Source organism: Cobetia sp. QF-1, from assembly GCF_002213105.1.
Classification (GTDB): Bacteria; Pseudomonadota; Gammaproteobacteria; order Pseudomonadales; family Halomonadaceae; genus Cobetia; species Cobetia crustatorum.
Map to the genome: position 1 here is coordinate 67074 of NZ_NBVS01000008.1, position 25036 is coordinate 92109.

A 25036-nucleotide genomic window follows, 5' to 3' on the forward strand; every position below is an offset into this window, starting at 1 on the left:
AGCCCATAGGCGGTGTGATACTGAGCCCTGGCAGAGAATGCTGGGATAACGGTGTTGCACCGCCTTTTTTATGGCATGGTGGCTGGTTATATGAACAGTTGTTGGGAAGATGTTATGAGCAACTGCAGGAGATTTTAGTGACTTCGACTGACGAGAGCGTCGCATGATCATTCTTGGAATTGACCCTGGCTCGCGTTTGACCGGTTATGGCGTGCTGGACGTGTCGGCAGCGCAACCACGCTATGTGGACAGTGGATGTATCCGGATGTCGCAGGTCAGTCTTGATCAGCGCCTCGCGCAGATCTACGCCGGTATCAGCGAAGTGATAGCTCTGCACTGTCCAGCCGAGTTCGCCATCGAGCAGGTCTTCATGTCAAAGAATGCAGATTCTGCGCTCAAGCTAGGTCAGGCACGCGGGGCTGCCATTGTCTGTGCTGCCAATCATGGTTTACCTGTCTCCGAATACGGACCGCGGCAGATAAAGCAAGCGGTGACCGGCTCTGGAGCGGCAGACAAGCTACAGGTACAGCACATGGTCACACATACGCTGAAGCTCTCGGCCACGCCGCAGGCAGACGCTGCAGATGCCTTGGCGATTGCTCTGACGCATTGCTTTGCCCGTCGTCGTCTCACGCCGAGTAGTGCTCAGCTAGAGACGTTAGGGCTGGGTGCCACTGGCAATCGCAAGGGCTCACGTATACGACGTAGTAGTAGCTGGCGGGGATTCGAGCCAGACAAGTAATGTGCCTATCAGGTATAAATACGATATTGTGCTCAATAAATGCCATTTATTCAGTCACTTGTAAGCCTGCTGCCGTGATAGTGCGCAGAGAATTGCGCCGCTTGTTGATACGATAATGATGAAGCGTCAGGAGAGTGTTCCTGCTGACTGTCATGATCGTGCGACAAAATCGTCTTAACACTCGGACATGCCGCCGACGCTTCATCTTTGGTAGGCTTGCCCGCAATGTCATCATCAGAGCAGTGAAGGGGGGCTGGGAAATATGCCCAGTACACATCACTGTAGAAAAGGACTGACTGAAACATGATTGGACGTCTAACCGGACGACTGCTTGAAAAGCAGCCTCCTCATCTGGTGCTTGATGTGCACGGTGTGGGGTATGAGCTTGAAGCATCGATGAATACCTTGTTGGGACTGCCGCCGGTAGGTCAAGACTGCCAGCTTTTCACGCATCTTGTGGTGCGTGAAGATGCTCAGTTGCTGTATGGCTTTGGCAAGGAGCCAGAGCGCCGTCTCTTTCGTGAGCTGATCAAGATTTCTGGTGTCGGTCCGCGTTTGGCGCTCGCCATTCTCTCTGGCATGGAGCAAGGTGATTTCATTCGTTGCGTTCATGACGAAGATAGCCGTGCACTGACGCGCTTGCCGGGTGTCGGCAAGAAAACGGCTGATCGTCTGATCATTGAAATGCGTGACCGTCTCAAACATTGGACCGTGTCGACAGATGATGGTCTCAATGAGATGGAGCGCGCTTCGCAGCCTCAGCCGCCGATCACGCACCCACTGGCGGATGCCGAAGCCGCGCTTGTCTCGTTGGGATACAAGCCCGTTGAAGCAGCCAAGATGCTGTCCGGGCTTGAATCAGGTGCCTCTACGGAAGCCCTGATCAAAGCTGCACTGGCACGCAAGATGGCCAGCTAGGCCTCATATTATGTGGCTGATAGTTTTGCTTTGAGAAAGCAGGCAATGTGATTGGTTTTATTGACTAGGGAGTGACGGATAAGTGGGATAGAAAGTGCGCGCTCTGACGTTAAAGCGCAAGATCGTTGCACGCTCCCTGCCATCCGTCTCTCGTCACTGTCCCATACATGCAACATGGGGCATCAGGAGTTGAGCAAGTATCATGATGGAGTCGGACCGACTGATCTCTGCAGCGACGCATGACCCGGAAGAACGGGTAGACCGTGCCAATCGCCCGCGTACGTTGAGTGAGTACATCGGACAGCCGGTGGTGCGTGAGCAGATGGAGATATTCATCAGCGCAGCCCGTCAACGTGGCGACAGTCTGGACCATACCTTGGTATTCGGACCGCCCGGACTTGGCAAGACAACGCTGGCGCACATTATTGCGAGCGAGATGGATGTCGATATCAAATCGACATCAGGACCAGTGCTGGAGCGGGCAGGGGACTTGGCTGCCATGCTGACCAATCTTCAGGAAGGTGATGTTCTCTTCATCGACGAAATTCATCGTCTGTCACCGGCGGTCGAGGAAGTGCTGTATCCCGCGATGGAGGATTATCAGCTTGATATCATGATTGGTGAAGGCCCTGCTGCACGTTCGATAAAGCTGGAGCTGCCACGATTCACGCTAGTGGGTGCAACCACCCGCGCGGGTTTGCTGACGGCGCCGTTGAGGGACAGATTTGGCATCGTTCAGCGTCTTGAGTTTTACGATATCGAGTCGCTGACCAGCATAGTGGCGCGGAGCGCCAAGCTATCGGGAATGGAAGTCGAGATGGACGGTGCGCTTGAAATCGCCCGCAGATCACGAGGTACTCCGCGTATCGCTAATCGTCTACTTCGGCGTGTGCGTGATTTCGCCGAGGTGCGTTCAGACGGACGTTTGACGCTTGAAGTGGCCGATAAAGCGCTCAATATGCTCAATGTCGACAGTCACGGATTGGATAACATGGACCGTCGCTTGCTGCTCGCCATGATAGAGAAATTTGATGGTGGGCCGGTAGGCGTAGACTCTCTCGCCGCCGCCATTGGCGAAGAGCGTGACACAATCGAGGATGTGTTTGAGCCGTATTTGATTCAGCAAGGCTTCATGATGCGCACGGCGCGTGGGCGTCTTGTCACGCGTTCTGCTTATCTGCACTTTGGTATCACGCCTCGCGAAGACCAGTCGCGCCTGTCTCAGGACGGATGTGATGCGTCATGACATCCAGGAACGAGAAAATGTCGTTAATCAGTGATGCTCCATGTTTTCGTCACATTGTGCGTGTCTATATCGAGGATACTGACGCTGGCGGCATCGTCTATTACGTGAACTATCTGCGCTTCATGGAGCGTGCCCGTAGTGAATGGTTGCGAGAGCGTGGTTTCTCTCAGCAAGCATTGCTTGAAAAAGGGATCCAGTTGGTAGTGCACAGTGTCACAAGTCGTTATCTTCGTCCGGCGTATCTGGATGACCTTCTGACAGTTACCGCATTGGCCGGCGAGCTTCATGGTGCGCGCTTGACCTTTCAGCAGCAATCACTCAGAGAAGGCACGTTATTGTGTGAAGCCGAGGTAGTGATTGTCTGTGTTGATGCTGCCTCCTTCAGGCCGCGTCGCTGGCCAGTTGAATTGCTGAGTGCACTTGAGGTCTGAAGAAAGCAAGAGATGCAGAACTCGCTAGTGCGAGATAAGTATTTCAGCCCATTTTTAATGGTGTCACTGAGAGTCAGTGGCACTCACTGAACCAAGTAAAGAGGGAATTCCGTGGAAGATTCGATGTCGATCATTTCGCTGTTCGTGAACGCCAGTCTGGTGGTTCAGGTAGTCATGGTGATACTGCTGGCGGCTTCCATTGCCTCCTGGGTACTGATTTTTCAACGTGGCATGGCCTTGTCGCGCGCCAAGAAGGCTTATACAGCGTTCGAAAAACGCTTCTGGTCAGGCGTTGATCTGAATCACCTTTATCGTGAATTGCCTAGTGATGAAGAAGCGACTCCCGGTGCTGCGGGCGTGTTCCGTGCCGGCTTCCGCGAATATAGCCGACTCAAGCCAAAATCGGATGATGCACAAGCCGTGATGGACGGTGTGCAGCGCAGCATGCGTGTCACGCTGTCACGCGAGGAAGAGCGCCTTAACATCAGTTTGCCGTTTCTGGCGACAGTCAGCTCTGTTAGCCCTTATGTGGGCCTGTTCGGGACGGTATGGGGCATCATGGGCTCATTCCAGGCGCTGGGTACTGCTCAGCAAGCGACACTGACCACGGTGGCACCCTGGATTGCAGAGGCACTGGTGGCGACTGCCATGGGTCTGTTCGCGGCGATTCCTGCAGTCATCTTCTATAACCGTCTTGCCAGCCGTGCTGATCAACTATTGGGGCGTTATGAGGACTTCGCAGAAGAACTCCACTCCATTCTGCATCGTAATCTGCACAGCCGTGGCAGCAACGACGCTTGAAAGGAGGTAGGCAATGAAAGGACCGTATAGCAGAGGACACAAGCGTAAGCTGTCCTCAGAAATCAATGTGGTGCCCTTCATCGACGTCATGCTGGTGTTGTTGGTCATTTTCATGATCACGGCCCCCATGATGACGCAGGGCGTTCAAGTCGAACTCCCCAAGGTGACCTCCAAGCCCATCGATAATCCGGATGATGTCACGCCACTGATCGTTTCACTCGATGATAGTGGTAATTACTACATCGACATGGGTTCTGATGAAGACAAGCGCTCTCCGGTAGCACTGGATGAACTGGGTAGCAAGGTTGCGGCGATTGTGGCTGAAAAGCCCAAGACGCCGGTGCTGGTCAAGGGTGCTAAAACGGCACCTTATGGAGATGTCATGGGGCTGATGAGTACGCTTCAGGGCGCAGGTGTACCCAATGTCGGGCTGATTTCAGAACCACCGAATGAGGGCTGATGCATGAGTCAGCCGGAAATCGAGCAACGGGTCGGGTTAGGGCTACCAGTGGTGCTGGCCGTAGGCCTGCATCTGGTGATCCTGATTCTGACCTTGGTAAGTTGGCCAGAATCTGAGCCGGAACAGACCAGTAATACCATCGTCAATGCCACGCTGGTCAGTACCGAAACCACGACTAACCAAGCTCAGCAGGCCAAGGCCAGCAAGGCGCGTGATGCTGCAGAAAAGGCCAATGAGCAGCAAAGCGCCAAGGAAAAGGCGGCGAAGGAAGCTGAGCTGGCAGCACAGCAACAAAAGAGTGCTGCTCTTGAAAAAGCTTCTGAGTTAAAGGCACAGCAACAGAAGGCTGCCGAGCAGGAGAAAGCAGAGGCACAGGCCGAGGCTGCTGAGCAGCTGAAAGCCGAGCAGAAGGCGGCAGCAGAAGCTGCTGCGCAGGCCAAGGCTGATGCCGCGCGTCGTGCTGAAGAAGCCAAGGCGATTGCACTTGATCGCAAGAAGGCTGAAGCTGAAAAGCAGGCCAAGGAAGAGGCGCTGAAGAAAGCCGACGCTGAGAAAGCTGCCAAAGCCAAGGCCGAGCAAGAAAAGGCCAAAAAGGAGAAGGCTGCTGAGGAGGCGCGCAAGAAAGCGAATGCTGATAAGGCTGCTAAAGCCAAGGCCGACGCTGAAGCCAAGAAGACAGATGCCGATAAGGCAGCCAAGGCAAAAGCCGCTGCGGAAAAGGCTGAGAAAGATAAAGCCGCCAAGGCCGCAGCTGAAAAAGCGGCGAAAGAGAAGGCTGCCAAGGAAAAGGCTGCTGAGGAGTCGCGTAAGAAATCAGCTGCAGAGTCTGCGCGCAAAAAAGCATTAGCGGAAAAGGCAGCTCAGGCATCCGCAGGTTCGCTCGACAGTCTTATCGATAACGAAAGTGATGCTATCAGTGGCGCGAAGCAGGCAGCCCAGGCTGCCAATGGCTTTGTAGACCTGGTCAAGAAATATGTTGGCCAGAACTGGAGCCGCCCGTCGGGCACTACGCCTGGCAAGACGGTAACTCTTCGGGTTTCATTATTACCGACGGGTGAGCTGGTCTCGGCTGCGGTAAAAAAGAGTAGTGGTGATTCCGTCTTTGATCGCTCAGCGATTCAAGCGGTACAAAAAGCCGCCCCGTTTACGGAGTTGCAGCAGCTACCTTCGGGAGCGAGAAGCAAGTTCCGAAACTTTGATCTGTACTTCAATCCAGAGGACCTGGGCCGATGAGACGATTGACCACATGGATGATGGCGGCCGCTCTGCTGGTAGTCACCAGTATGGCAAGGGCTGACCTGACCATTGAAATTACCAAGGGCAATGACAGTGCTACGCCGATTGCAATTGTGCCGTTCGAAAATCTGACCGGTGGGAGTCTGCCTCAGGATTTGGCGCGCATTGTCTCGGATGACCTGGCGCGCAGTGGCCAGTTTGAACCGATCAAGCGCGATAATCTTGTGGCATTGCCCGGGACGACCCAGGATGTCTTTGTCAATGACTGGAAGCGTCTAGGCGCCAGCTATATAGTGGTTGGCCAGGTTAAGTCCGCTAGCAACGGCGGCTATAGCATCCAGTATGAGTTGATGGATGTGCTAGGCAACAAGCGTATGCTTGGTGAAGTCATCACCGGTAGCAATGGAGAATTGCGCGCGCGTGGTCACTACATTAGTGATGAAGTTTTTGAAGAAATTACTGGGATTCGCGGTGCTTTCTCTACAAAAATCGCATACATTACCGCCAATGGAGTAGGTGACAATATCCGCTTTGCGTTGTATGTTGCCGACTCGGATGGTCATAATAGCCAAGAGATTCTTGCTTCTGATGAGCCGATCATGTCTCCGGCCTGGTCGCCTGATGGCAAAAAATTGGCTTATGTGAGTTTCGAGTCTGAGCGTCCTGCCATTTATGTCCAAGAGCTCGGCAGTGGACGTCGCGCCAAGCTGACGGGTTTCCGCGGCATCAATGGTGCTCCTGCATGGTCACCTGATGGCCGCAAGCTTGCGATGGCACTCTCGAAGGATGGCCAGCCAGAAATTTATGTGATGGATATTGCCAGTCGCCAATTCAAGCGTTTGACCAATAACCCTGCCATCGATACCGAGCCGGATTGGCTGCCAGATGGTAGCGGTATGGTATTTACGTCTGACCGTGCAGGATCGCCACAGATCTACCGTCTTGATCTGTCCGGCGGCACTGAACGCCTGACGTTCACTGGCAATTACAACTCTCGCGGACGCCTGACGTCTGATGGAGAAACCCTATTCATGATCAACCGCTCAGGCAATGGTTATCAGGTTGCCAAGCAGGATCTGAAGACCGGCCGGGTGACATCCCTGACAGAAACTCAGTGGGATGAATCACCAAGTATTGCACCGAATGGTACTATGGTGATATATGCCACTCAGCAAGGAACCCGAGGGGTCCTGGGCGAGGTGTCGGCAGACGGAAGGGCTCAATTTTCCCTGCCGTCACCACAAGGCGATGTGCGTGAACCTGCGTGGTCGCCGTACCTGAACTAAACCACTAGAATGCACCCGAGCCACTAAAAGAAAGGCTTGGCATTCGTACCCATTAGAGCAAGGAGTTTTACAATGCAGTTCACCCCGTATGCAAAAGGTCTGTTGGTTGCCCTGTCCCTCAGCGTCATGGCCGGTTGTTCCAGCAGCGGCGGCGCTCAGGACGGCGACATGGATTCTGCCAATAGCGGCGCAAACACTGCCGGTATGAACTCTGGTGCCAACACTAGCGGCAACCAGATGGGCGACGCGTCCATGCCTAACGTGCGCACTATCTACTTCGCATTCAACAAGGACACCATCCGTCCTGAATTCGAAAGTGTCCTGATGGGTCACGCTCAGTATCTGAAAGCCAACACCAGCGCTAATGCTGTTCTCGAAGGTCACGCTGATGAGCGCGGCACTCGTGAATACAATCTGGGTCTGGGCGAGCGTCGTGCCAAGTCTGTCGCACGCTTCCTGACTGTCCAGGGTGTTTCTCCGTCACAGATCGAAATCGTGTCTTACGGCGAAGAGCGTCCGGCTGTTCAGGGCCATGGCGAATCTTCCTACGCCAAGAACCGTCGTGTGGTCTTCGACTACTAAGTTCTGCACTCTCTCTGACCACATCTGAGATGTGGCAGGAGACGCTAGGAACTTGTGTTGAGCAGGCCCGGGGGAAAAGGTTGCCTTGATTCCCGGGCCTGCTCACGCGATACCATGATGATTCGGCGGAGCCGACAGCATGAAACACAGCCTGAAATGGTTGTGCGGTGCGGGAGCCTTGTTGCTCCCGTTATCCGTTATGGCCGCACCCGCGGTCGAGGATCTTACCGCACAGTCAAACTCCCTCTATCAGCAGGCCAATACTCGCTTGAGTGGTGGCGGCACCCTGACCCTTCTCAACCAGCTTGATGAACAGGCACAGGAAATTGCACGACTTCGTGGTCGAGTCGATGAATTGGAATACCAGTTCAAACGGATGACCGAGATGTCGCAGCAACGATATCTGGATCTTGAACAGCGAGTCTCTGGCGGAAATTCTGCCGGTGAGAACGGTCAGGTCGTCGATGCACAGGCCGCATCAGCGGTCAGTGGTAGCGCGAGTACTGCCAGCAGTGCAGCCAGTAATGGTGATGCTCAGAAAGATTATGAGAATGCGTTTGCCAAGGTTCAATCCAGGGACTTTGATGGTGCTATTGTCGCCTTCGAAGCATTCGTGGTTGATCATGGTGATTCCAACCTCGCTGCTAATGCACATTATTGGCTGGGTGAGTTGTATTCTGCCAAGAATCAACTGGATGCCTCTGCACAAGCCTTCGATACAGTGATCAGTGAGTACTCTCAATCCAGCAAGGTGCCGGATGCGATGTATAAGCTGGGCCTGGTCAAGGCACGCCAAGGTAAAGCGCAGGAAAGTCGTACGTTGCTCCAGACTCTGGTAAAACAGTATCCGGACAGCAAGGCCGGTACTATGGCCAAGGACTTCCTCGCCTCTGGTGCGTAAGACAGAATGTATTCCATAAAGCCCGTCTTGTTAGAATAATCCGTTATTCTAACAAGACGGGCTTTATGCGTTCTGACATGTGCTCGCATGTCATGATTCACTACATCCGCTTGCTTGTGCGACCTTGTGGTGCGCGAGGCGGGCGGCCAGGACGGGATATCACCATGGCAGAATGCAAGATCAACTATCATGCGCCAGAAGATTTGCTGAAAGGGCGTGTCATTCTCGTGACGGGGGCAGGGTCAGGCATCGGACGTGAAGCAGCAGTTGAATATGCGCGCCACGGTGCCACAGTGATATTGCTGGGCAGAACCATTGCCAAGTTGGAAGAAGTCTATGATGACATCGAATCGTTAGGTGCCCCACAACCCGCCATTTATCCGCTTAACTTCGAAGGCGCTACGCTGAAAGATTATCAGCAGATGGCAGAAACGCTGGACAAGGAATTTGGACGCCTCGATGGCATACTGCATAACGCTAGTCTACTGGGAAAGATCACTCCCTTTGAGCAATATGATCCTGCCCTGTGGGAGCAGGTCATGCAGGTCAATATCAACGGTCCCATCTGGATGGTGCAGGCGCTGCTACCTCTGTTAAAGGCCTCTAGTGATGCGTCTGTTGTGCTGACGAGTTCGAGCGTGGGTCGTAAAGGACGCGCCTTCTGGGGGGCTTATAGCGTCTCCAAGTTTGCAACAGAAGGGTTTTCCCAATTACTGGCTCAGGAGCTGGAAAACACCAGTCAGGTGCGCGTCAATACGCTCAATCCTGGTGGTACACGCACGGCAATGCGAAAGTCGGCGTTTCCGGCGGAAGATCCGCAAACACTACGGACACCTGCCGATATCATACCGACCTATTTGTGGTTGATCGGACCCGAGAGCCGAGGGCACACTGGCGAAATGTTTGATGCACAACCGCCTAAAGCTTAAGACGCATCAATATTCCTTGAGCTATGGCTGCAAGTTTTCAGCCTCGATATAGAAATGCGCCGTCGGCAATTGCCGCGGCGCATTTTTGTTAAGCAGAGCAAGAAGGGCACGTCACCGAGCGGACTGATAATCTACTAGGCGATGATAGGGAGGACACCGTTGACCCGCTCATGACTCAATGTAGTCCGGCAGCTCTCAGGGCTGCATTGACCACTTCTTCCGAGGTGTCAAACCAGACATCAGCAGGCCAAGCATCCACATCATCTCCTATACGAACATAGCCATAGCGCACTGCCACTGCGAGCATGCCAGCAGCGCGTGCAGCTTGCATGTCACGGTCGTGGTCCCCGAGATACCAGCATTCAGTGGCTTCGGCGTTCAAGCGTCGCGCCGCCTCCCATAAAGGTTCTGGGTGTGGCTTCTTGACGGGTAGGTCATCGGCACAAAGAAGGCAACCTGGCGTCAACTGTAGCGCTTCGATCAAAGGAGCTGCGAATTGGCGTGGTTTATTGGTGACGATGCCCCAAGGGAGTGAAGCGCGTTCACATGCCGCGATAAGGACATCGTAGCCGGGAAACAACACGCTTTCGGCGGCGACATCATTGGCATAAAACGCGAGCAGGCGTGTGCGTTCTTCAGCGTGCTGAGGATGTTCAAGTGCGAAGCCAAGCGCCAGCATCACAAGAGCACTCCCACCGTGAGAGACTTCGGCACGAATGACGTCATAGTCGAGTAGTGGCAGCCCATGATGCTGGCGCAGCTCATTCGTTGCACGTGCGAGATCTGGCGCGGTATCGACGAGAGTACCGTCCAGATCAAAGATCAATGCTGCTGGGCGAGGCAGTGCGGCGGGGAGGCTCATGCCAATTCTTCTACAGTTGGGCGTCGCGTGTGCATCAGATAATTGACCGACAGATCTTGGGGATTGAGGCGATATTTCCTGGTCAGCGGGTTGTAGGTCATTCCGGTGCTGCCTTCCATCTTGAGTCCCGCACTGCGCACCCAGTTACCCAGCTCAGACGGACGAATGAACTTGCTGTATTCATGTGTACCGCGTGGCAGCATTTTCAGCAGATACTCAGCGCCCAGAATGGCGAAGGTATAGGCTTTGGGGTTACGGTTGATGGTCGAGAAGAAGACCTTTCCGCCGGGCTTGACCAGGCGTGCACACGCAGCGATGACCGATGATGGGTCCGGCACATGCTCGAGCATCTCCAGGCAAGTCACGATATCGAACTGACCGGCCATCTCTTCTGCGGCGGCTTCCGCTGTTGTCTGGCGATAATCCACTTCGACCCCGGACTCCAGTTGGTGAAGACGTGCCACCGATAGCGGTGCCTCACCCATGTCAATCCCGGTCACCTGCGCACCACGGTGCGCCATGGCTTCAGACAGGATGCCGCCGCCGCAGCCCACATCAATCACTCGTTTACCGGCCAAGCCAGCATGAGTGTCGATATAGTCGACGCGGAGGGGGTTGATGTCGTGTAGCGGTTTGAATTCACTGTCGCGGTCCCACCAGCGGCTAGCCAATGCGGAAAACTTGGCAATCTCACCGGCATCAACATTACCCAGGTAATCCGGAGTAGTGGCATTGGCATCTTGCTTGGCGTCGCTATGACTCATCATCGGATCCTTACCGTCACGGAAGTGCTGCATGTGAGCGTGCTGGGCCTGTACAGGCGCGCTACGCTCGGGCACGATTCCTCCATTCTAATCCGCCAGTCGTCGCGGGTCAGCGGTATGGGGAAAAAACTCGTTGCAACGGTGACTTGCGTTGTTGACGTTATGCACCTGTCACGAATGATATCGGTGCATTCCCATCATTATGTGCATCAACAGGGAGTGGTCATGAGCCTGATTCCGATCCGCTGGGTTAGCCAGCAAGCACGTTCCAATGCTTTAGAACGTGACATTGTCAGGCTGGCATTGCTTGATCAGAGGTTATTACCCGGAGAAACGCAGGAAGTCTTGCTTGAAAATGCTCAGGGCGTTGCATGTGCGATCACTGACATGGTGGTGAGAGGCGCGCCGGCTATCGGTATTGCGGCTGCATATGGTGTCGCGCTGGAAGCCTCGGTCTCTCTACGTGAAGCTGATGACTGGCAAACACGTCTTGCCACGGCTTGCGATGTTCTTGCGTCCTCGCGTCCTACGGCAGTCAATCTGTTTTGGGCACTGGGGCGTATGCGCGATGTGATCAAGGCGCATGGTTCGAGTACGAAGGCGCCTTATGACGCCTTGCTGCGCGAGGCCAAACGCATTCATGAGCAAGACCTGGAAGATAACCTGCGTATGGCCGAATTTGGCGCGCAGGTCATTGCTGCCTCCCTCGAGGATGGCGTGACACAATGCGAGGTGATGACACATTGCAATACCGGTGCGCTCGCCACGGGGGGACATGGGACGGCTCTGGGCGTCATCCGTACGGCATATGCTCAAGGGCTCATCACGCGGGTGCATGTCAATGAGACCCGACCCTGGTGGCAGGGCTCCCGCTTGACGGCGTGGGAGCTGGTCCAGGAAAAGATTCCTGCTCGGCTGGCTGTCGAGGGTGCTGCCTCATTGATCATGCAGCAAGGTGTGCAGTCACCGCAGGGGCTGCGCTGGTTGATCGTTGGTGCTGATCGTATCGCTGCCAATGGTGACACTGCCAACAAGATAGGCACCTTTTCGCTTGCAGTGCAGGCGCGGGCGCATGGTATCAAGGTCATGGTGGTTGCCCCCTTGGCGACCTTTGATGCCACGCTGACCAGTGGCGATGACATTCCCATCGAGACGCGTGACGCCAGTGAGCTCCGCCAGGCAGGTAATCGCCAGATTGCCCCTGATGAAATTGAAGTCTTCAATCCGGTGTTTGACGTCACGCCGCATCACTATATTGATGCTATCGTGACCGAGCACGGCGTTGTGGAGTCTCCAGATAGCGACGGTGTTGGGGCGCTATTGGGCCGTGCGATGCGCGGCTGAGAAAATCGAGATGTCATTAACACGCTGATATGCAGGGATTTCGCACTTGCGGCTCAAACTGGCATAATCCCTGCGTATATTTAGGGATAGTCGTCGAATGGTTTCGATGGCGGTTACTCGGCATTGCTGTTCGCAAGCTTTTGCCATGACATAGACACAAGGAAGACGCTTCATGATACGCAAGGCTGTTCTGCCGGTTGCCGGCCTCGGCACACGTTGCCTCCCGGCCTCCAAGGCTATCCCCAAGGAAATGATCACCATTGTCGACAAGCCGGTGATCCAGTATGTGGTGGAAGAAGCGGTGGCGGCGGGTATCAAGGAAATCGTGCTGGTAACGCATTCCAGCAAGAATGCCATCGAGAATCACTTCGACAAGCACTTCGAGCTGGAAACGACGCTGGAAGCCAAGGGCAAGTTCGAGCTTCTCGAAGAGTTACGCAACATCATTCCCGATGATGTCAAGATCATCAGCGTTCGCCAGCCAGAGCCGTTGGGGCTCGGCCATGCAGTGCTCTGTGCCAAGCCTGTCATCGGTGATGAGCCGTTCGTGGTCCTGCTACCTGACGTACTCGTTGATGGTGAAGGCCTCGAGAAGAATGATCTGGCACGTATGATAGAGGCCTATGAGGCCACCGGTGCTGCGCAGATCATGGTCGAGAACGTGCCGCAGGACATGGCGTACAAGTACGGCATCGTCGCCATCGATGGCGAAACACCAGAAGCGGGCAAGTCTGCGCTGATCACCGGCATGGTCGAGAAACCGGCGCCAGGTACTGAACCCTCCACTCTGGCTGTCATCGGGCGTTATCTGTTGCCAGGGCGCATCTTTGAGTTACTTGAGCAGACTCAACCAGGCGCTGGTGGTGAGATCCAGCTGACTGATGCCATCGACGCGCTACGCGATGATAAAGCTGTCGCAGCATATCGTATGGCGGGTGACACCTATGATTGTGGCCATCAGCTTGGCTATCTCGAAGCTATCATATCCTTTGCCAAGCGCCACCCGAAGTTCGGTGAAGGCTTCCGTGAGCTTCTTGCTCGCTACCAGGAGAAATAAGCCATGCAGGTGCTGGTGCACGGAAGCGAACTAGCGGCGGCAACGGCTAGCGCCGCTCTGGCAAGTGTGGGTCATCGCGTCTGGTGGTGGCCGCATGAAGATATGGATTGGGCGGCACTTGATCGTGTCGACTGGCTGAATAGTGAGCCTGGACTGCGTGAGCGCCTTGATCGTCATCAGCAGCGGGGAGACCTGACGCTGGTGGAAAGTCCTGATGAGTTGCATCGGATCGATATTCACTGGATCGCCGTATCACCGGACCAGCGTGAAAGCGCGCTGACACGTCTGGAACAGATGGTGGCGATACTGGATGAGCCGATGATCGTGATCAATAACTCCACCTTCCCGGTAGGGACGACTGAACGCTTTGAGGCGCTGCTGCCGCGTGATGACCAGTTTGCCGTCGCCTTGCCTGACATGCTCGAAGAAGGTCGCTCACTGGAGACGTTCGAACGGCCAGCGCGCTGGCTGCTGGGGAGTGAATCTGAGATCGCAACGCAACGGGTTCAGGAGCTACTGCGCGCCTTCAATCGTCGTGAAGATGTCTTCCAGATCATGCCACGCCGTGCCGCGGAGCTGACGAAACTCGCCATCAATGGCATGTTGGCGACGCGCATCAGCTACATGAACGAAGTGGCGGGGTTGTCGGACTCTCTTGGTGTTGACGTGGAGTATGTTCGTCAGGGTATGGGAGCTGATCCGCGTATCGGGTTCGGTTATCTGTATCCTGGCTGTGGCTTCGGTGGTCCCAATTTCTCACGTGATTTGATGCGTCTGGCAGATGTTCAGCACCAGACCGGACGTGAGTCGATGCTGCTTGAGCATGTCCTTGACATCAATGAGGCCAAGAAAGAGACGCTGTTCCGCAAGTTGTGGCAGCACTTTGATGGTGAGTTACGTGGACGCACGGTGGCTATCTGGGGAGCAGCATTCAAGCCAGGCACGGCGCGTATCGATCATGCTCCTGTGCTGACATTGCTTGAAGCGTTGTGGGCGCAGGGCGTCAAGGTGCGTGTTCATGATCCGGCGGCATTGTCGGCACTGGGCGAGGCCTGTGGTGCTCATCCGTTGCTGGAACTAGTGGATGGCAACATGTATGGCGCGCTGGAAGGGGCGGATGCATTGATGCTGGTGACAGAATGGAAGTGCTACTGGAATCCGGATTGGCAACGTCTCAAGCGTGAATTGGGTGCTGGTCTGATACTCGATGGTCGCAATATCTATGACCCGCGCTATGTCGCGAATCAGGGATTGATCTATCGTGGCATCGGTCGTCGTGCGACACCTGACTGAGACTGACTGTATGGCACTGTTGTCAGCGCCATATATGATTGACCCATCAGTTACGCAATAAAAAACCCCGCCAATTGGCGGGGTTTTTTATTGCGGCATCATCAGACTCGCAAAGGGTGAGCCGAATGCGATACGAGATATCAGGCCGCGAAGTTCTGGGCAGCGAAGTCCCAGTTGATGATGTTCCAGATGCTTTCCAGGTACTTCGGACGCGCATTGCGGTAATCGACATAGTAGGCGTGCTCCCACACATCGACGGTCAGCAGCGGCGTCAGGCCAGCAGTCGCGATCGGGGTATCGGCGTCGTCAGTGTTGACGATGTCGAGCTCGCCCTGAGCGTTCTTGACCAGCCAGGTCCAACCAGAACCGAAGTTGCCGGTTGCAGAAGCATTGAAGGCTTCCTTGAAGTCGGCCACTGAGCCCCACTTTGCAACGATGGCATCTGCCAGCGGTCCAGTCGGCTCGCCACCGCCATTAGGGGACAGGCAATGCCAGTAGAAGGTGTGGTTCCACACCTGAGCTGCCTGGTTGAACAGACCGCCTTTGGCGCTCTGGATGATTTCTTCCAGGGACTTCTCTGCGTCTGCAGTACCTTCAACCAGGCTGTTGAGCTTGGTGATGTAGGCCTGGTGGTGCTTGCCGTAATGGTACTCAAGCGTCTCGGCGGAGATAGTCGGCTCGAGTGCGTTCTTTTCGTACGGCAGTGCCGGAAGTTCAAATGCCATGGGGGTCAGCTCCTTTTCCTCACCAATATGATCTTTCTCTGACTTCGTGGGGGCGGGGGTCAGTTCTTTCAAGACCAGCGCCATTCCTTTTCCTCGTGTCAGGCGACTTGCGAGGAAAAGGAATCTTGTGACCCACCACACGCCATGCAAGCGCCATCAAACAACGCATAAAATGTGCAATAAGCGTGAAAAACCTTGTGAATCCAGATAGCTACGAAGGCAGAGGCTGCGCGTATCGCAGTGCTGGCACTATAGCACCCACACACCGACAGGCCAACGACAGTGCGGATAAGGTTGTGACTGCTGAATGGCAGCATTAGTAGAGTTGCAATAATACGTGCAGGACGGGATGTGGGCGTATTGAGCACATCAGGGGAACCTGATGAGATGGCCGAGGTCACCTGTTAGACTCAAATCATTGCCAGACGCATGCAGCACGATGTTTTAGTGAGTACTGGTTTTTTATACAGTGGCGTAAAAAAGCTCTCCTCATCGACAATGGTGGCGAGTCTCTTGCTGTGTTTCTCAGATTATCGTGCGCCATCCATGGAGCCAGAATGCGGCCTGAAAGCTCTGAACCTTCTCTCAATGACAATGCGGGTGATGCTTTGATTGCACGCCCTGACGATGCATTGATAGCGCATTATCAGTCACCTCCCAAGGCGCGACGCTGGCCACTATGGCTTTGTATCCTGCTGTTGGGCAGCATCGTGGGCTGGCAGCAATGGCAGCTCCAAGGGTTGGAGGATACAGGTGGAAACCAGCGTGATCGGCTGACGTCGCGTGTGACGGAGATAGAGCGTGCATTCGACAATAGTGCTCAAGACAATGCCAAGGCACAGGTGGAGACATCTTCACGAATAGACAGCCTCAGTCAGCAATGGGAGACAGCTGTTCTGCCCGCACTTGCCAAGATTCGTCAGGCAAACGCTGCCCTGGTGGATGAGGCTGCAGATCGGCATGCCCAGGTACAGCAACAGCTGGCCGTATTTGACCAGCGGCTCTCTGAGCGAAGTGCTGACATGGCTGATCTGTCCGCTACGCTCGATACTCTCAAGGCCTCAGCAGCAGAAGCCCGTCAATCGGGTGAAAATCGCCAGACCTTGCTGACCGCACTACAAGGCTCAGTCAGTGCTATTGAGTCATTGGGTCGTGATGGCAGGGCAGTATTGAAGACACGGCTCGATATTCAGGCGGATGCGCTGACACATCTCGAAGAGGTCAATGTACAGACTGACCAGCAGCTCTCGCGTATCGCTGAGCAGCTTGAGGCACTGGCAGGTAAGGTGGAGCAATACGCTGATCGTCTTGACAGCCTTGCCTCAGAACATGGTGAGTCGGGCGAAGGAGTGGTGGCATTGAAGCGTGAACTGACACGAGAGCTGACAGCGCTCAGGGCACGCCTTGCGTCGCAACAACAGTTGCTTGACCGTTTTGACAAGACGTTGGACACGCAGTCAAACGCAGTTGCAGAAGTGGACAGAACGGCGGTCAATCGTCTCATCGAGGCACGTGTATCGCCATTGGCCAAGGCACAGACCTCTCTGGAGTCTCAGGTGGGAGACCTTCGGCGTCAGCAGACCGCGTTGAGCGCTGGCCTGGAAGCACAAGGACAGAGTGATGGTAGTAGTGACCAACTTCGCTCTCTGGACGCTAGCAGGCGCCAATTGAGTGGCCGTGTTGCCTCATTGCTGGGCCAGATGTCGGAGTTGCAGCAACGAGTGACACGTCTGGAGCGCTGAGCTGAGCGGGGCGGTATGACGAACCGCGCATACCATGTTGTGTGCATACCTTGTCGTAACCCTTGTCATGAATAATATGCCGTAAATGCCCTGCGATTAATTGAGCGCTGTAGAAATATGATAAATGGCAACGATGGACAGTGCTCACGTAATGAAGCACTCAACAAAGGACGTTCAATGAGTGGCGACAAACATCTGCCGACGCTGCACGGGCAATGCGGCAACGAGCGCCGCTATCTTCGCTGGTGCCAGCCGCTGGTCTTGTGCGGCGGACTTTGGCTAGCCCCCCATGTATTGGCCCTAGACGCTGAAGTCAAAGGGCTCAAGGGGCCAGCGGCTACCAACGTCGCCAACTTCCTCGCAGGCCTAACACTTGAAAATGAAGCCCCTGCTGAACGCTACGAAGACGAGATCATCAGGCGCAGCCAAGAGGCATTACAGGCCTACGGTTACTATGACGCCAAAATCACTCTCAGCTACCCCGCCAAGGGCTTGCTGGGTGGAGATGATGTCGTCGTCACGATTGACCCGGGCAATCCGGTCTTGATCAAGACGTTGGTGATACGTCTGGAAGGCGATGCCGCCAATGACAAGGTGATGAAGAAGGTCGTGGCAGATGCCGACCTCAATGAAGGCGATGCGTTGCGTCATCAGCGCTACGACAGCCTGAAGAACAAACTCACCACCTTGAGCCTTGAGCGCGGATACTTCGATTCAAATTTCACTCAACATCGAATCGAAGTCCGTCCATGGGAGTCCTCGGCGTCCATCTACCTTGTGTTTGCCAGTGGGCAACGCTATCGCTTTGGCGATATCCGTTACCTCAATAGTCAGATTGAGCTTGATCGCGTCAAGATGATGCAGTCGTTCAAGGTGGGGGATTACTATGAGGCAGGCAAGCTGTCTCAATTCAGCCAGCGCCTCAGTGAAGCGGGTTGGTTCCGTTCTGTCGCCATCAAGCCCAAGTTGAATCAGGATGATGTACTACAGACCACCAGCCCTGATGCCGCAATTCCCTATACACAGGCGCCCGGATATAGCGGGAGCTGGCTTTCAGATACGACGCTGGCCAGCGATGACGCCGATTCGGACTTTTACTCCGGCAATGCTACCGAGCCAGACACCTTGGATAGCAGTGCTGTCGACGCTGATGCCAGGGACGAGAAGGCGGGAGCCGAGAGCATCGCAACACTTGGTGCTGGCAATGATGATGTGAACAAGCCAGTACTGACGACCGAAGCCCTTGAGGCTGCCGTCAAGGTGGCTGAGGGAGGGCAGGTACCGATCGATATCGCACTGGTGCCGGCTGATCGTCACAAGTTTGAAACCGGCATCGGCTTTTCCACTGATGTCGGACCACGCTTGCAGTTTGGATGGTCAATGCCGTGGGTCAATCGCTACGGCCACAGCCTCAATAACAAGCTTTTCCTGTCGTCTCCAGAGCAGACCTTCGAGGGGGAGTACCGCATGCCGCTCGCGGACCCGCTCAAGGACAGCTACGTACTTGAGTACGGGATGTCGAATACCGACGACGATGATACGGAAAGCCTCGAAACGACCGTGCGTTTCACCCGAGAGTGGAAGTTCGATAACGGTTGGACGCAGCGTGTTTTCTTCGGCTCGACCTATGAAGATTATGTTCAGGCCGATGATTCTGGCACGGTCCTGTTGCTTTACCCGGGTGTCAGCTGGAGTCGTGCTCGTACGCGGCCCAAGACGTTTCCGATGTGGGGAGACCGTCAGCAACTGACGATCGAATACGGCAACGAAGCCTGGGCCTCCGACGTGACCTTCCTGCGTACGCAGTTTGATACCAGTATCATCCGCTCTCTTGGTGATAACCATCGCTTCGTCGCTCGCATGGGCCTCGGTAATGTCTCGACGGATAATTTCGATGATATGCCGCCGTCGATGCGCTTCTTTACGGGGGGCGATAACAGCGTGAGGGGGTATTCCTACGAAAGCCTGTCGCCGGAAGATGACGATGGCGATCTGGAAGGGGGGAGTTCCTTGCTGACTGGTAGCCTTGAGTATGACTACCGTGTCACAGGGGATTGGTGGGGGGCTGCCTTCTATGACGCCGGTGACGCCTTCAATGGCTGGCCGCCGGAGGACCTCAATACGGCAGCTGGCATGGGGGTACGCTGGATCTCACCCGTCGGGCCTATCCGCCTGGATATCGCGCATCCCTTCGATGACGATGATAACGACTACCGCATTCACTTCTCGATCGGCCCTGAGTTCTAGGCGGTTGAAGACGAGTACAGGACCGTCAGCCTGGCTCATGGGCTGATAAAGATACGGAGATGCTTGATTTGTCTAATCCCTATTTACGTCGGGGCGGCCTTTTGATTCGGTTGCTGGTATGGCTGCTCGTCTTCTTGACGGGGCTGGTGATGTTGCTGGTCGGGGGCGTGCTGTCGCCCTGGGGCACGGGAGTAGTGCTTGATCAGGCGCGCTCGCGCGGATTCATTGACTACTCCAGCGCTCAAGGCTCACCGCTTGAAGCGTTGGCACTGAAAGATGTCTCGCTGAGCCTGCCAGGCCTGGCACTGAAGGCGGATGCCTTGTCTCTTGCTTGGGGTGATGACTGTTTGCTCAAGGGATCGTTATGCCTTGATACGCTCACTGCCGAAGGTCTGGATGTCGCATTGAGTGATAGTGGTACCGTCAGTGAACCTGAAGAGGAGAGTGCAGGGCTGCAAGTCCCTCTCGTCGTGCCATTCCCGATCACGGTCGGACAGGTTGCCGTCGATGACTTCGCTCTGACGCTGGCCGATGGCAGTCGTATGACCTTCGATCACTTCCATACGTCTGCCGAGTTGGCTGTCAGCACACTCACGCTGGGTGAGACGCGCCTGGTCACTAGCCGCTTTATCCCGGCGTCAGCAGCTACAGAAGATGCACTCACTGCTGACAGGCTGACGCTTGAAGGTGTCAGCATCACACCTCAGGCGCAGTTGGCGGCACACACTATCGCGGGTTCAGCTACTCCGCAGACAGACTCTACGGTGATCGGAAAACCGACGGCCACGCCAACAGCCCCCATCGATGCACAGGTCGCTGAGACTAAAGGCTCGTCATCACGCATTGCCTTGCCTGAGGTCTACCTACCGCTGACCATTGATGTACCTGACCTGGCCATCGAGGATTTTCGCCTGGAAGGTGAAAGTCCGTATGACGTCAGTCAGTTGTCACTGGCGGTACATGCAGAAGGCCACGACGTCACGCTCTCGAAGCTGAAGGTGGCATCGCGGGACGTGAATGCTGATCTAGTCGCTGAGGTCACGTTGAGCGGTGATTACCCATTGTCGATGACACTCAATGCTGAAGCGCTCATTGAGCCAGTGCGTCATGAGAAGCTGACATTGACACTGGCGGGCTCGCTGGCGGACCTGGAGGCCAATCTGAAGGCGTCGGGCCCACTTGAAGCACAGCTGGAAGCCAACGCTGATGTTCTGGCATCAGAGCTTCCGTTCACTGCACGCCTGACGTCGCGTCGTATCACCTGGCCCTTCACTACCTCGGCAGCAGGAACGGCGACGTTGGCAGCGCAGACGTCAGAGGTGAAAAAAACGCCCGCCGCCACGAGTCCGGATTATCTGATCGAGAATCTGGAACTCGTCGCGAAGGGATCGCTAGACGGCTATAGCACGACGCTGGACGCCATCATTGAAGGGCGTGATATTCCGCGAGCCACACTCTCGTTGGTCGGTGATGGTGACTTGGAGCATTACCGCTGGCAGCCACTCAAGATTGCGCTCAAGCGTGGCTCGGCAACCACCAAGGGCGAAGTTCACTGGAAGGAAGGTATCCAAGTCGCCGCTCAGTTGATGCTGGATAAACTGCACCCGGAAGACCTGTTGCCCGCGCCAGCAGACGGTGGGCAAAAGGCGGTCAGGGGCGAGTTGAGCGGTGGACTTAACGCGACATTCAAGCAGCCGGCCAGTGGTCCGTGGGCGCTCAATGTCAGCAAGCTCGATATTCATGGCAGCCTTCTGGAGCGTCCGTTGTCACTGACAGGCACGCTCTCCGGTGATGCCAACATGCATTGGGACATCAATACCCTGGAGCTACGCCAAGGCGATAACCGACTGAGTGCCAATGGTCGTATCAGCGATACCATCAAGCTGGCGGCACGACTGGACTTTCCTGCGCTCTCGACGCTGGCGCCTAACCTTGCCGGTGAACTCAAGGGGCAGATTGATGCCAGCGGTACACTGAAGAAGCCAGTGGTGATCAGCAACTTTGCTGCCCAACGCTTGAATGTCGGAGATAATCGCATTGGTGATTTGGCGTTGTCGGCTGGGCTGGATGCGCGAAAGCGCGGTATTGACGATCCGAGTCTGAATCTCGCACTCAATGCAGACCAGTTGCGTGCTGGCGGACAGCAGATTGCGACGGTTGCGCTGGTACTTGAAGGCTTCCTTAGCGAGCATACCTTGCGGCTGGATAGTGAGATGGCCGGTGAACTGCCGCTCTCACGTATTGGCATGATGCTCAAGGGCGGGCTCAACAAGGCGCGCGACCACTATCGTGGCGCATTATCGCCGCTGACCGTCAATACCGATTACGGTGACCTGTCCTTTGATTCGCCGGCAACCTTTGATGCCAATCTAGCCAAGGGCAGCGTCGCGGTGCAACCGTTCTGCCTGAGTCGTGAACAGGGTGGCAAGCTCTGTGTTGCCGAGCCGTTGACTGCCGGCAATGAAGGGCGTGCGGTGGTGACGCTTGAAGGTGTGCCGCTGGATTTGGCGCAGAGTGCCATGCCGGAGCAATGGACGATTGGTGGCGCGACGGGCGGCAAGGTCACGGCAAGCTGGAAGCAAGGCGGCAAGCGCTGGAACGCTGACGCTGAACTCGCCGGAAAGTTAACGCTCGAGGGGGAAGATGCCGATGGCAATGCTTGGTCATTACCGGAAACCACCCTGCAACTGGCACTGGATGCGACACCTGAGAAAGCTGATCTCGATACTCAGATTCGCCTCGATAGCGCTGGCGGAATCGGCCTGACGCTAGGGATTACTGATCCTGCGGGCAAAGGGTTGTTGGACGGCACGCTGGCCATTCGCGACATTGATCTCTCTCCCTATCGTCCGTTGGTGGCTGGCATGACACAGCTTGAAGGTACGCTTGCTGGAGACGTCAATATCGGTGGTGACCTCAGTCTGCCAACTCTGACAGGGCCGTTGGCATTGACGGCTATCAAGGTGCAGGGAGAGGGACTTCCACTGGCATTGGATGATGCCGAGTTCCGGCTGGCCTTTGCTGGTGATAGTGCCGATATCGATGGCTACCTCGTAGGCAATGGCTCACGTTGGAATCTGGACGGTAACGCTGCCTGGCCGACATTGGACAAGTGGACCGCCTCGCTTAATCTCGACGGTTCCAAAAATCCGCTTGAGCTCAACATTGCAGGTATCGGTCGCCTGCGGGTAGCGCCGGATCTGGAGATCAATGCCAATCCTTCACTGCTCAAGCTACGCGGTGACGTGAAGGTGCCGTGGGCGCGTATTGAGGTCGATCAGGTACCACCATCTGCCGTATCACCCTCGAGTGATACGATCATCATCGAGCGTCGCACCGAGCCATCACCCTCTAATCCAGCTGACATTGCCGATGGCAGTGATACTGCAAAAGCACTCAATGACGCTGGCATGTCACTGGATGTACGCGTTGGTGTGCATATCGGGCCTGACGTGCAGCTCAAGGCAATGGGGCTTGAGACCAAGCTGAAGGGCGATATGGACGTGCGCCAGGGCAAGAATGGTGTTCAGGTCTTTGGTGAGGTCAACTTGGTCGATGGTACCTACAAGAGCTTCGGGCAAGATTTACAGATCCGAAAAGGGCAGATACTGCTGTCAGGGCCGCCCTCCAGCCCACGTTTGAACATCGAAGCGATTCGAGATCCGGACAATACCGAGGATGATGTTACTGCAGGGGTACGTGTAACAGGACTGGCGGAACAACCCAGCGTAGAGATCTTCTCTGATCCGGCGATGGATGAGTCCTCGGCACTCAGCTATCTACTGCGCGGTGAAGGCCTGGATGGTAGCAGCAGTAGTGACAGTGCTGTGACATCCGCCCTGATCGGCATGTCACTGGCCCAGAGTGGTAAAGTGGTAGGTCAGTTGGGGCAGACCTTCGGTATCCGTGATCTCAGCCTTGATAGCTCTGGCAGTGGGGATGATAGCCAGGTCGTTGTCAGTGGTTACATCGCACCGGACTTGAAATTGAGTTATGGCGTTGGGCTATTCTCGCCGATTGCTGAACTGACGCTACGCTATAAGCTGTTCCGCGATTTCTATGTACAAGCGGTATCAGGCGCTGCACAGGCGGTTGATCTGCTTTATAGCTTCAGCTTTGGACGCAGCGAACTGGCACCACGGCTGCGCCAATGAGGGTACATTGATGACGACAAGGCCTCCGCAGTATGACTGACGGAGGCCTTGTCGTTTCTGGATGCAAGCGCTTGGCAACTTCAGCTAGCCGTGGCTATTTACCCGTGGCTATTTAGTCATGCAACAGCGCTTCATCTTCTTGCCGCTTTGGCATGAGCAGGCGTCATTACGACCTACATCGAGTGTCAACCACGTGGCATCCCCATCGATATAACGCCAGTGATGGCCGTCATGCCGGAAACGACTAAGTTCCTGCAATTGTTGGAAGTTTCCTTGCTCGAAGAAGGTCGCCTGAAAGCGTACCATGCCATCATTGCCACACTGCTCACTCTCGATGACCTCCAGCGCAAGCCATCTTGGCCCCGGTGCCTCAAGGCTTGCACGTGATGGACAGCTGGTAGTGTCCCAGCTATCTATCAGGAAGTCGGTCAACCCCAGGCAGAAGGCACTGAAGCGTGCACGCATCAGTCTTTCAGGGCTATCTGCACAGCAAATGTCAGCATGTATCGGTTGGCAGCAGTCGCCATAACGCCGGGCACTTGAGATGGCAGGCTGACAGGGGCAGATCTTGGGGGGCACAGATGACATCATTGAACCTATAGACAATTGCACGATGCAACACAGGAGAGAGGCAGCCATGTGGATAACGGAAGACAAGCAGACCATTCCCACAGCACAGGACAGCTTGCCGGGACGCAGTGAAGCCGTGAAGATCAGCGGTATTCATCACGTCAATGGCCGCTCGATTGTAGCCCCTTTTCCAGCAGGATGTGAGGAGATCGTGCTCGGACTAGGGTGCTTCTGGGGCGCAGAACGACTGTTCTGGCCGCTGCCGGGCGTGATGGCGACAGCGGTAGGTTATGCGGGGGGGCATACCCCGAATCCGACCTACGAAGAGACTTGCACCGGCAAGACGGGTCATACTGAAGTCGTGCGCGTGATCTTTGACCCGACGGTGATTGGTCTGCCGGAGATTCTACGCGCCAGCTTTGAAGCGCATGACCCAACTCAAGGCATGCGTCAGGGCAATGACATTGGTAACCAATATCGTAGCGCGATCTTCCATGTTGATGAGGCGCAGTGCGAAATCATTGAGAAAGGCCTGGCCGACTATCAGCAGGCGCTTGATCAGTCGGGTCTGGGGCGCATCACTACTGAGGTCGCGCCGCTGACTGAGTTCTACTACGCCGAGGAATACCACCAGCAGTATCTGGCCAAGAATCCGGGCGGTTACTGCGGCTTGAAAGGCACCGGTATCAGCTGCCCGATCGGGTAAAGCGTCTACGCGTATCGATGTTGCTGATCAAACATTAGTC

At 55.3% G+C, this 25036-nt stretch carries 22 protein-coding genes; 18 read left to right on the forward strand and 4 right to left on the reverse strand.

Features of this window, described 5'->3' with window-relative positions:
• Positions 1-163: 163 nt before the first annotated feature.
• The 11 genes from ruvC to CFN46_RS14115 all read left to right on the forward strand — a co-directional run bounded on the left by ruvC (position 164) and on the right by CFN46_RS14115 (position 9532).
• Positions 164-742, forward strand: a complete 579-nt coding sequence (ruvC, locus tag CFN46_RS14065) for a crossover junction endodeoxyribonuclease RuvC (RefSeq protein ID WP_024952908.1) — start codon at positions 164-166, stop codon at positions 740-742.
• Positions 743-1045: 303 nt separating this feature from the next.
• Positions 1046-1660 (forward strand): Holliday junction branch migration protein RuvA, encoded by a 615-nt coding sequence (gene ruvA, locus CFN46_RS14070; protein ID WP_024952909.1) that lies wholly within the window; start codon positions 1046-1048, stop codon positions 1658-1660.
• Positions 1661-1862: 202 nt separating this feature from the next.
• Positions 1863-2906 carry a Holliday junction branch migration DNA helicase RuvB gene (ruvB, locus tag CFN46_RS14075; protein WP_024952910.1) on the forward strand — a complete coding sequence of 348 codons (1044 nt, stop codon included), beginning with the start codon at positions 1863-1865 and terminating at the stop codon, positions 2904-2906.
• A gap of 17 nt (positions 2907-2923) precedes the next feature.
• Entirely contained in the window at positions 2924-3337 is a 414-nt protein-coding gene (ybgC, locus tag CFN46_RS14080; RefSeq protein ID WP_051511042.1) for a tol-pal system-associated acyl-CoA thioesterase, read from the forward strand.
• A gap of 123 nt (positions 3338-3460) precedes the next feature.
• Complete coding sequence (tolQ, locus tag CFN46_RS14085) at positions 3461-4138, forward strand: protein TolQ (protein ID WP_035160274.1); 678 nt, start codon at positions 3461-3463, stop codon at positions 4136-4138.
• 13 nt (positions 4139-4151) lie between these two features.
• Positions 4152-4598, forward strand: a complete 447-nt coding sequence (tolR, locus tag CFN46_RS14090) for a protein TolR (protein WP_024952913.1) — start codon at positions 4152-4154, stop codon at positions 4596-4598.
• 3 nt (positions 4599-4601) lie between these two features.
• Positions 4602-5831, forward strand: a complete 1230-nt coding sequence (gene tolA / locus CFN46_RS14095) for a cell envelope integrity protein TolA (RefSeq protein WP_024952914.1) — start codon at positions 4602-4604, stop codon at positions 5829-5831.
• Positions 5828-7120, forward strand: coding sequence for a Tol-Pal system beta propeller repeat protein TolB (gene tolB, locus CFN46_RS14100; protein ID WP_024952915.1), 1293 nt, complete (start codon positions 5828-5830; stop codon positions 7118-7120). The genes tolA and tolB overlap by 4 nt, the downstream gene beginning before the upstream one ends.
• A 72-nt stretch (positions 7121-7192) precedes the next feature.
• Positions 7193-7702: a peptidoglycan-associated lipoprotein Pal gene (gene pal / locus CFN46_RS14105; protein ID WP_024952916.1), complete on the forward strand. Its 510-nt coding sequence runs from the start codon at positions 7193-7195 to the stop codon at positions 7700-7702.
• A 139-nt stretch (positions 7703-7841) separates the two neighbouring features.
• Positions 7842-8603, forward strand: a complete 762-nt coding sequence (gene ybgF / locus CFN46_RS14110) for a tol-pal system protein YbgF (protein ID WP_024952917.1) — start codon at positions 7842-7844, stop codon at positions 8601-8603.
• Between the two features lie 164 nt (positions 8604-8767).
• A complete protein-coding gene (locus tag CFN46_RS14115; protein WP_024952918.1) occupies positions 8768-9532 on the forward strand; it encodes a YciK family oxidoreductase in 765 nt (254 codons plus the stop codon).
• A gap of 175 nt (positions 9533-9707) precedes the next feature.
• On the opposite strand, the gene CFN46_RS14120 is transcribed toward CFN46_RS14115, so the two are convergent.
• Positions 9708-10394, reverse strand: a complete 687-nt coding sequence (locus tag CFN46_RS14120) for an HAD-IA family hydrolase (protein ID WP_024952919.1) — start codon at positions 10392-10394, stop codon at positions 9708-9710.
• Entirely contained in the window at positions 10391-11107 is a 717-nt protein-coding gene (gene ubiG, locus CFN46_RS14125; RefSeq protein WP_024952920.1) for a bifunctional 2-polyprenyl-6-hydroxyphenol methylase/3-demethylubiquinol 3-O-methyltransferase UbiG, read from the reverse strand. The genes CFN46_RS14120 and ubiG overlap by 4 nt, the downstream gene beginning before the upstream one ends.
• 276 nt (positions 11108-11383) lie before the next feature.
• On the opposite strand from ubiG, the gene mtnA reads away from it, so the two are divergent.
• The 3 genes from mtnA (at position 11384) to CFN46_RS14140 (ending at position 14852) form a co-directional block, all read left to right on the forward strand.
• The gene (mtnA, locus tag CFN46_RS14130; RefSeq protein WP_035160257.1) at positions 11384-12502 is read left to right on the forward strand and encodes an S-methyl-5-thioribose-1-phosphate isomerase; all 1119 of its coding nucleotides are present in this window, start codon (positions 11384-11386) and stop codon (positions 12500-12502) included.
• Positions 12503-12674: 172 nt separating this feature from the next.
• The gene (gene galU / locus CFN46_RS14135; protein ID WP_024952922.1) at positions 12675-13559 is read left to right on the forward strand and encodes a UTP--glucose-1-phosphate uridylyltransferase GalU; all 885 of its coding nucleotides are present in this window, start codon (positions 12675-12677) and stop codon (positions 13557-13559) included.
• A 3-nt stretch (positions 13560-13562) separates the two neighbouring features.
• Positions 13563-14852 carry a nucleotide sugar dehydrogenase gene (locus CFN46_RS14140; protein WP_088743849.1) on the forward strand — a complete coding sequence of 430 codons (1290 nt, stop codon included), beginning with the start codon at positions 13563-13565 and terminating at the stop codon, positions 14850-14852.
• A gap of 140 nt (positions 14853-14992) precedes the next feature.
• Here the strand turns inward: CFN46_RS14140 and CFN46_RS14145 are convergent, their stop codons facing one another.
• The gene (locus CFN46_RS14145; RefSeq protein ID WP_024952725.1) at positions 14993-15577 is read right to left on the reverse strand and encodes a superoxide dismutase; all 585 of its coding nucleotides are present in this window, start codon (positions 15575-15577) and stop codon (positions 14993-14995) included.
• 557 nt (positions 15578-16134) lie between these two features.
• Here CFN46_RS14145 and CFN46_RS14150 point away from each other — a divergent pair.
• The 3 genes from CFN46_RS14150 to CFN46_RS14160 all read left to right on the forward strand — a co-directional run bounded on the left by CFN46_RS14150 (position 16135) and on the right by CFN46_RS14160 (position 23720).
• Complete coding sequence (locus CFN46_RS14150) at positions 16135-17319, forward strand: hypothetical protein (RefSeq protein WP_088743850.1); 1185 nt, start codon at positions 16135-16137, stop codon at positions 17317-17319.
• A gap of 177 nt (positions 17320-17496) precedes the next feature.
• Positions 17497-19566, forward strand: a complete 2070-nt coding sequence (locus CFN46_RS14155) for an autotransporter assembly complex family protein (protein ID WP_176426481.1) — start codon at positions 17497-17499, stop codon at positions 19564-19566.
• A 59-nt stretch (positions 19567-19625) separates the two neighbouring features.
• Positions 19626-23720, forward strand: a complete 4095-nt coding sequence (locus CFN46_RS14160) for a translocation/assembly module TamB domain-containing protein (protein ID WP_088743851.1) — start codon at positions 19626-19628, stop codon at positions 23718-23720.
• Between the two features lie 108 nt (positions 23721-23828).
• On the opposite strand, the gene CFN46_RS17580 is transcribed toward CFN46_RS14160, so the two are convergent.
• Positions 23829-24386 (reverse strand): YchJ family metal-binding protein, encoded by a 558-nt coding sequence (locus CFN46_RS17580; RefSeq protein ID WP_141103664.1) that lies wholly within the window; start codon positions 24384-24386, stop codon positions 23829-23831.
• On the opposite strand from CFN46_RS17580, the gene msrA reads away from it, so the two are divergent.
• Positions 24358-24996 carry a peptide-methionine (S)-S-oxide reductase MsrA gene (gene msrA, locus CFN46_RS14170; protein WP_088743853.1) on the forward strand — a complete coding sequence of 213 codons (639 nt, stop codon included), beginning with the start codon at positions 24358-24360 and terminating at the stop codon, positions 24994-24996. The two genes, CFN46_RS17580 and msrA, sit on opposite strands and share 29 nt — an antisense overlap.
• Positions 24997-25036 lie beyond the last annotated feature (40 nt).